We start from the raw sequence: 6,407 nt of genomic DNA, 5'->3' as shown, positions 1-6,407 counted from the left end.
CCTGGTGCACGCCGTGCATGGGGTGGCGGCCCAGGCGCCTTTCCGGCGCCTCGTCACCCCGGGCGGGCTGCGCATGTCGGTGGCCATGACCAACTGCGGCCGGCTTGGCTGGGTCAGCGACCGCAGCGGCTACCGTTACGACCCCATCGACCCCGAGAGCGGGCAGGCGTGGCCAGCCATGCCTGCGCTGCTGCGCGACCTGGCACGGGACGCGGCCGCGGCAGCGGGCTATGCCGGTTTCGCACCCGATGCCTGCCTCATCAACCGCTATGCCCCGGGCACGCGGCTCTCGCTGCACCAGGACAAGGACGAGGGCAACTACGCCCACCCCATCGTGTCGGTGTCGCTGGGCGTTTCGGCACTGTTTCTGTGGGGCGGCGCCCAGCGCGGCGACAGGGCGCGGCGCATTCCGCTGGCGCACGGCGATGTGGTGGTGTGGGGCGGCCCGGCGCGGCTGCGTTTTCATGGCGTGCTGCCCCTGCCCGAAGCCAGCCACTCGCTGACGGGCGCGTTGCGCATCAACCTGACCTTTCGCAAGGCGGGGTGAACGGGCGCCAAGGCTGGGCTGGGCTGGGCTGGGGTACGCAGTGTGGCTGATGGCGATTTGCGCCCAGTCACCGCCGGATCCGCAGGTCCGCAGGTCCGCAGGTCCGCAGGTCCGCAGGTCCGCAGGTCCGCAGGTCCGCAGGTCCGCAGGTCCGCAGGTCCGCAGGTCCGCAGGTCCGCAGGTCCGCAGGTTCATTTTTAAGCCAAATTGCCCTCTAGCGCTTGTGTGGCATGCGCAGTTCGCTATCGAAATAAAAGCAAAAATGAGCGCCTGCCCACGAAAAGCCGTTGCTCGCGCTGCGGTGTTTGCCACAATCGCGCCATGCCCACACCCCTTGCCACCGCCCACCACAGGCCACAGTACTGGCTCATGAAGTCGGAGCCCAATGAGTGTTCGATCGACGATGCGCTAGCGGCGCCCGATGCCACCGTGCCCTGGACCGGGGTGCGCAATTACCAGGCCCGCAACTTCATGCGCGACGCGATGCAGGTGGGCGACAGCGTGCTGTTCTACCACTCCAGCTGCCCGCAGCCTGGCATTGCAGGCATCGCGCGCGTGGCCAGCGGCACGCGGCCCGACCCCACGCAGTTCGATCCCGCATCGCCCTACTTCGACCCCCGTTCCGCCCCGGAAAAGCCGCGCTGGCTGCTGCTGGACGTGCAGGCCCTGCGCAAGACCCGGCTCTTGGCCCTGGCCGAGTTGCGCGCACACCCGGCGCTGGCGCAGATGCGCGTGCTGCAACGCGCCAACCGCCTGTCCATCACCCCGGTGGAGCCCGCCGAGTGGGACGCCATTCTGGCGGCGCTGGCAGATCCGGCATCCGCGGTTGCGTAGGACACGGCTGACGGCCGATGTGCGCCGCCTCTTGCAGGCGTGGGCCCGTCAGCGGTACAACGTGGCGCTTTCTGTGCCACGGAGGAATGCGCCATGGGACCCGCCCGCGAAGAGATCATCCAGTTGGAAAACCGGTTCTGGCAATCAATGGTGGGCCAGCACACCGAAGTGGCGATTGCCATGCTGGACGAACCTGCCGTCATCGTCAGCACCCATGGGGCCCTGCAGTTTGACCGCGCCACCTATCGCCAGATGGCCCAGCAGGACGCGATGGCCGTCAAGGCATTCGAGTTGAGCAACATGAACGTGCTCTTTCCCAACGAAAACACCGCCGTGGTGACGTACCACGCCCGGCAGACGCTGTCCGTGCGCGGGCAAAGCGCGCCGCTGGAGCAGGACATGACCGACTCGTCCGTCTGGCTGCGCAAGGACGGGCGCTGGCTCTGCGCGTTGCACACCGAAACGCCTCTTGAGAAGGCCAACCCCTGACCCCGCACAGGGGCGTTTTCGCGGTATGGCAGGAGAGCGACAGCGAACGGCGCGCTCTATGCCTTCTCCAGCCCCGGCGCGGCGTACACCAGCACCTTGAGGGCCCTGTCGTCCTGCACATCGGCAAAGATGGCGGGGTTGGCCACGCGCTCCTGCAGCACAAGATCGGGGGCCAGTTCGCGCATCTGGTCCTGGAGAAATTCCACCCCCAGTTCGGGCGCATTCAGGCACAGCAGCGCACGGCCATCGGGCGCCAGCAGATCGGGCAGGCGGCGCATGAGGCGGGCATAGTCCTTGGTGGCCACGAAGCTGCCTTTCTGGTAGCTGGGCGGATCGACAATCACCAGCCCGTAGGGCCCGCCGCGCGTGATATTTCCCCAGCTACTGAAGATGTCGTGCGCCAGGAAGCTGGCGCCGGCGGTGATGCCGTTGAGCTGGTGGTTCTGCTGACCGATGGCGATGGCGCCATGGCTCATGTCCACGTTCACGACCTGGCGCGCGCCGGCCTGGAGGGCCACCACAGAGAAAGCGCAGGTATAGGCAAAGAGATTGAGTACCTTCAGACCATAGCGGTCCTGACTGCGCGCCGCAGCGTACGCGTGCACCCAGCGCCGGCCTTCGGCCATGTCCAGAAAAAGACCGTGGTTCTGTCCCCTGAGCACATGCACGCGGAATTTCGCGCCCTGCTCGGTGACTGTGTGCGGCTCAGGCACTGTACCGGCCATCAGCCGTGTCTCGGTGCGGCCCTGCGTGCGCAGCAGCTCATTGCGGCACTGGAACACCCAGTTCAGCGGCTCGCCCGGCGCCAGATGGCTCCAGCGCTGCGCCAGCGCATCGCCAATGGCAGCAAGCTCATGCTCGGTGGTTGCGTCGGCGGGTGCGAAACGCGTGAGCACGAACACGGGAGGAAACACGTCCAGCACCCAATGCTCGCACCCCGGATAAAGGCCACCGCGGCCATGGAAGATGCGCTGGGCATCCACGGGGAACGGCATCTGGGCAATGGCATCGAGCAGGGCTTGCATGGGCAGAGAATGTGCGCGGGTGCACCGCAGGGAACAGGGACGCGAGCGTAACCCAGGCGGGCAGCGTCTCTGGGGTGAAGGCGGGCGGAGCGCTGGCCGACTCCTGCGGCGCGGCGGCTTCACGAACCGAAAAGAATACGCCGCCCGGCAGGTGGGCGTGGTGGGCGTGGTGGGCCATCGAAGGACACCATTGCGGCGACAGAGGGCGATGGTTGCCGCGTGGTGTGCGCTGCCCGGGCCGGGTGCCTTTGTGCATCGCCCACGCCACGCCACTACCACGCATTCCCACGCCATGGCCGCAGCCATCATGTGCCATAGCCCTTCCTCCTGGCACCATGCGCCCTGACGCGATGGAAAGCCGCCACGCGGGCTGCAGGCGTAGTCCCCGGGACAGCGCCATGTTGCCGCAACGCCAGGTTGGCGGCGCTGGGCCGCGGTCAACGCGACGGCGGCGCGATCAACGCGCTGGCGGGACGGGGGCTTCGGGCGAGGCCTCAGGCGCCTGTGCGGCCTCACCCCACTCGGCCCAATCTTCGCCAAAAAGCTCCACGGGATGGGGCGTGCGGTCGGATCCGTTACCGCAGCGCATGTCCTTGGCGGGGCAGTAAAGATCGCAGCCCCAGCACACCCGCTCGGGGTGCTGCGGTGCGTTGGGGAACTTCTTCGTTGCCATGGACCGCCTCCAGTACAAACGCGCGCCTATTTGCGCTGCGGGGGAACGTCGGTGCAACTCCCGTGCGCAATCTCCGCCGCCATGCCGATGCTCTCGCCCAGTGTGGGGTGTGGGTGGATGGTCTTGCCGATGTCCACCGCGTCGGCCCCCATCTCGATGGCCAGGGCGATCTCGCCGATCATGTCGCCCGCATGGGTGCCCACGATGCCGCCGCCCAGGATCTTGCCGTGGCCATGGGCCTCTGGCGAGTCGTCGAACAGCAGTTTGGTGTAGCCCTCGTCGCGGCCATTGGCGATGGCGCGGCCCGAGGCCGTCCAGGGGAAGAGGCCCTTCTTGACCTTGATGCCCTGGGCCTTGGCCTGGTCTTCGGTGAGACCCACCCAGGCCACCTCGGGGTCGGTGTAGGCCACCGAAGGGATCACGCGGGCGTTGAAGGCGGCGGATGCCAGCTCCTGGTTGCCCTGCAGTTCACCGGCGATGACTTCCGCCGCCACATGCGCTTCGTGCACCGCCTTGTGCGCCAGCATGGGCTGGCCCACGATGTCGCCGATGGCGAAGATGTGCGGCACGTTGGTGCGCATCTGGATGTCGACGTTGATGAAGCCACGGTCCGTCACGGCCACGCCGGCCTTCTCGGCGGCGATCTTCTTGCCGTTGGGCGTGCGGCCCACGGCCTGCAGCACCAGGTCGTACACCTGTGGCGCGGGGGCGGTTCCACCCTCTTCCGCGGGCGCAAACGTCACCTCGATGCCTTCGGGCGTGACCTTGGCCCCCACCGTCTTGGTCTTGAGCATGATGTTGTCGAAGCGGTGGGCGTTCATCTTCTGCCACACCTTGACCAGGTCGCGGTCGGCGCCTTGCATGAGGCCGTCCATCATCTCGACCACATCCAGGCGGGCGCCCAGCGTGCTGTACACGGTGCCCATTTCCAGGCCGATGATGCCGCCGCCCAGAATGAGCATGCGCTTCGGAACACCCTGGAGCGCCAGCGCGCCGGTGGAGTCGACCACGCGCGGATCGTCGGGCATGAAAGGCAGGCGCACGGCCTGGCTGCCGGCGGCGATGATGGCCTTCTTGAAGGCGATGACCTTCTTGGTGCCGGTTTTCTCCTGGCCCGTCCCGGTGGTTTCTTCGACCTCGACATGGTTGGCACCCACGAAGGCACCGTAGCCGCGCACGGTGGTCACCTTGCGCATCTTGGCCATGGCGGCCAAGCCGCCGGTGAGCTTGCCAACGACCTTTTCCTTGTGGCCGCGCAACGTGTCGACGTTGACCTTGGGCGCACCAAAGTCAATGCCGGCTGCAGACAGGTGGCTGACCTCGTCCATCACGGCGGCCACATGCAGCAGCGCCTTGGACGGGATGCAGCCCACGTTCAGGCATACGCCACCCAGGGTGGCGTAGCGCTCGACGATGACGACCTTGAGGCCCAGGTCGGCCGCGCGGAACGCAGCGGAGTAACCGCCGGGGCCACCGCCGAGCACGAGCACATCGCATTCCATATCGGCCGTCCCGGCAAAGCTGGATGCTACTGAATTGATAGCTGCTTGCGAAGGCACGCTCTGCGCAGGCGCCTGTTTTGGTTCCAAAACTGCCGGCGCGGGCGCGGCAGCGGGTGCAGGCACGGCGGCGCCTGCCGTTTCCAGCGTCAGCACCACCGAGCCTTCGGCCACCTTGTCGCCGAGCTTGACCTTGAGTTCCTTGACCACGCCCGCATGGCTGGACGGAATCTCCATCGAGGCCTTGTCGGATTCCACCGTGATCAGGCTCTGCTCAACCCGGATGGTGTCGCCCGGTTTCACCAGCACCTCGATCACACCGACCTCGGCGAAATCGCCGATGTCGGGCACTTTCACATCAATCACTGCCATCTCGGGTTCTCCTCACAGCAGGATGCGGCGGTAGTCCGCCAGCACCTGGCCCAGATAGGCGTTGAAACGTGCGGCCAGCGCACCGTCGATGACGCGGTGGTCGTACGACAGCGACAACGGCAGCGTGAGCCGGGGAACGAACTGCTTGCCATCCCACACCGGCTTCATCGCACTCTTCGAAAGGCCGAGGATGGCCACTTCGGGGGCGTTGATGATGGGGGTGAAATGCGTGCCGCCGATGCCGCCCAGCGAACTGATGGACATCGAGCCGCCCTGCATGTCGGCCGCACCCAGCTTGCCTTCGCGCGCCTTGGCGGCGAGTTCTCCCATTTCCTTGCTGATCTGCAGGATGCCCTTCTTGTCGGCATCTCTGAGCACCGGCACCACCAGCCCATTGGGGGTGTCGGCGGCAAAACCGATGTGGAAATACTGCTTGTAGACCAGGGCATCGCCGTCCAGGCTGGCGTTGAACTCTGGGAATTTCTTCAGCGCCGCCACCACGGCCTTGATGACAAAGGCCAACATCGTCACCTTCACGCCGCTCTTCTCGTTTTCCTTGTTGGTGGAAACGCGGAAGGCCTCGAGTTCGGTGATGTCGGCCTCGTCGTTGTTGGTGACGTGGGGAATCATCACCCAGTTGCGGTGCAGGTTGGCGCCGCTGATCTTCTTGATGCGCGAGAGATCCTTGCGTTCGACGGGGCCGAACTTGGCGAAATCGACCTTGGGCCAGGGCAGCACGTCCAGCCCTGCGCCCGAGCCGCCCGCATTGCTGCTGGCGGGAGCCTTGGCGGCCTGCGCACGGGTCTGGGCAGTACCAGCCATCACGGCCTTGGAGAAGCCCTGCACGTCTTCCAGCGTGATGCGGCCCTTGGGGCCCGTGCCCTTGATTTCATCCAGCGGCACGCCGAGTTCGCGGGCGAACTTGCGCACCGAAGGACTGGCGTGCGGCAGGCCCGCCGTGGAAGCGC

The 6,407-nt window shown here is 66.5% G+C and carries 7 protein-coding genes; 3 read left to right on the top strand and 4 right to left on the bottom strand.

Annotation, left to right across the window (positions count from 1 at the left end):
- Position 1: 1 nt before the first annotated feature.
- The 3 genes from alkB to ACDELDRAFT_RS17705 all read left to right on the top strand — a co-directional run bounded on the left by alkB (position 2) and on the right by ACDELDRAFT_RS17705 (position 1,870).
- On the top strand, positions 2 to 547 hold the full coding sequence (gene alkB, locus ACDELDRAFT_RS17715; protein ID WP_005799352.1) for a DNA oxidative demethylase AlkB: 546 nt from the start codon (positions 2 to 4) through the stop codon (positions 545 to 547).
- Between the two features lie 321 nt (positions 548 to 868).
- Positions 869 to 1,381, top strand: coding sequence for an EVE domain-containing protein (locus tag ACDELDRAFT_RS17710; RefSeq protein WP_005799351.1), 513 nt, complete (start codon positions 869 to 871; stop codon positions 1,379 to 1,381).
- Between the two features lie 93 nt (positions 1,382 to 1,474).
- Positions 1,475 to 1,870, top strand: coding sequence for a nuclear transport factor 2 family protein (locus tag ACDELDRAFT_RS17705; RefSeq protein WP_005799350.1), 396 nt, complete (start codon positions 1,475 to 1,477; stop codon positions 1,868 to 1,870).
- A gap of 56 nt (positions 1,871 to 1,926) precedes the next feature.
- Here ACDELDRAFT_RS17705 and ACDELDRAFT_RS17700 read toward each other — a convergent pair whose 3' ends face one another.
- The 4 genes from ACDELDRAFT_RS17700 to ACDELDRAFT_RS17690 all read right to left on the bottom strand — a co-directional run.
- A complete protein-coding gene (locus ACDELDRAFT_RS17700; protein WP_005799349.1) occupies positions 1,927 to 2,895 on the bottom strand; it encodes a class I SAM-dependent methyltransferase in 969 nt (322 codons plus the stop codon).
- Positions 2,896 to 3,352: 457 nt separating this feature from the next.
- On the bottom strand, positions 3,353 to 3,568 hold the full coding sequence (locus tag ACDELDRAFT_RS24280; RefSeq protein WP_005799348.1) for a DUF3079 domain-containing protein: 216 nt from the start codon (positions 3,566 to 3,568) through the stop codon (positions 3,353 to 3,355).
- Between the two features lie 26 nt (positions 3,569 to 3,594).
- On the bottom strand, positions 3,595 to 5,439 hold the full coding sequence (lpdA, locus tag ACDELDRAFT_RS17695) for a dihydrolipoyl dehydrogenase (RefSeq protein WP_005799347.1): 1,845 nt from the start codon (positions 5,437 to 5,439) through the stop codon (positions 3,595 to 3,597).
- A gap of 12 nt (positions 5,440 to 5,451) precedes the next feature.
- Positions 5,452 to 6,407: dihydrolipoyllysine-residue acetyltransferase (locus tag ACDELDRAFT_RS17690; protein WP_005799346.1), on the bottom strand; the 956-nt coding region annotated here is incomplete at its 5' end.

This window comes from Acidovorax delafieldii 2AN, from assembly GCF_000175235.1.
GTDB classification, from domain to species: Bacteria; Pseudomonadota; Gammaproteobacteria; order Burkholderiales; family Burkholderiaceae_C; genus Acidovorax; species Acidovorax delafieldii_B.
Note: the sequence above shows the minus strand (reverse complement) of the source record. Positions and strands in the feature narration are given on the sequence as shown.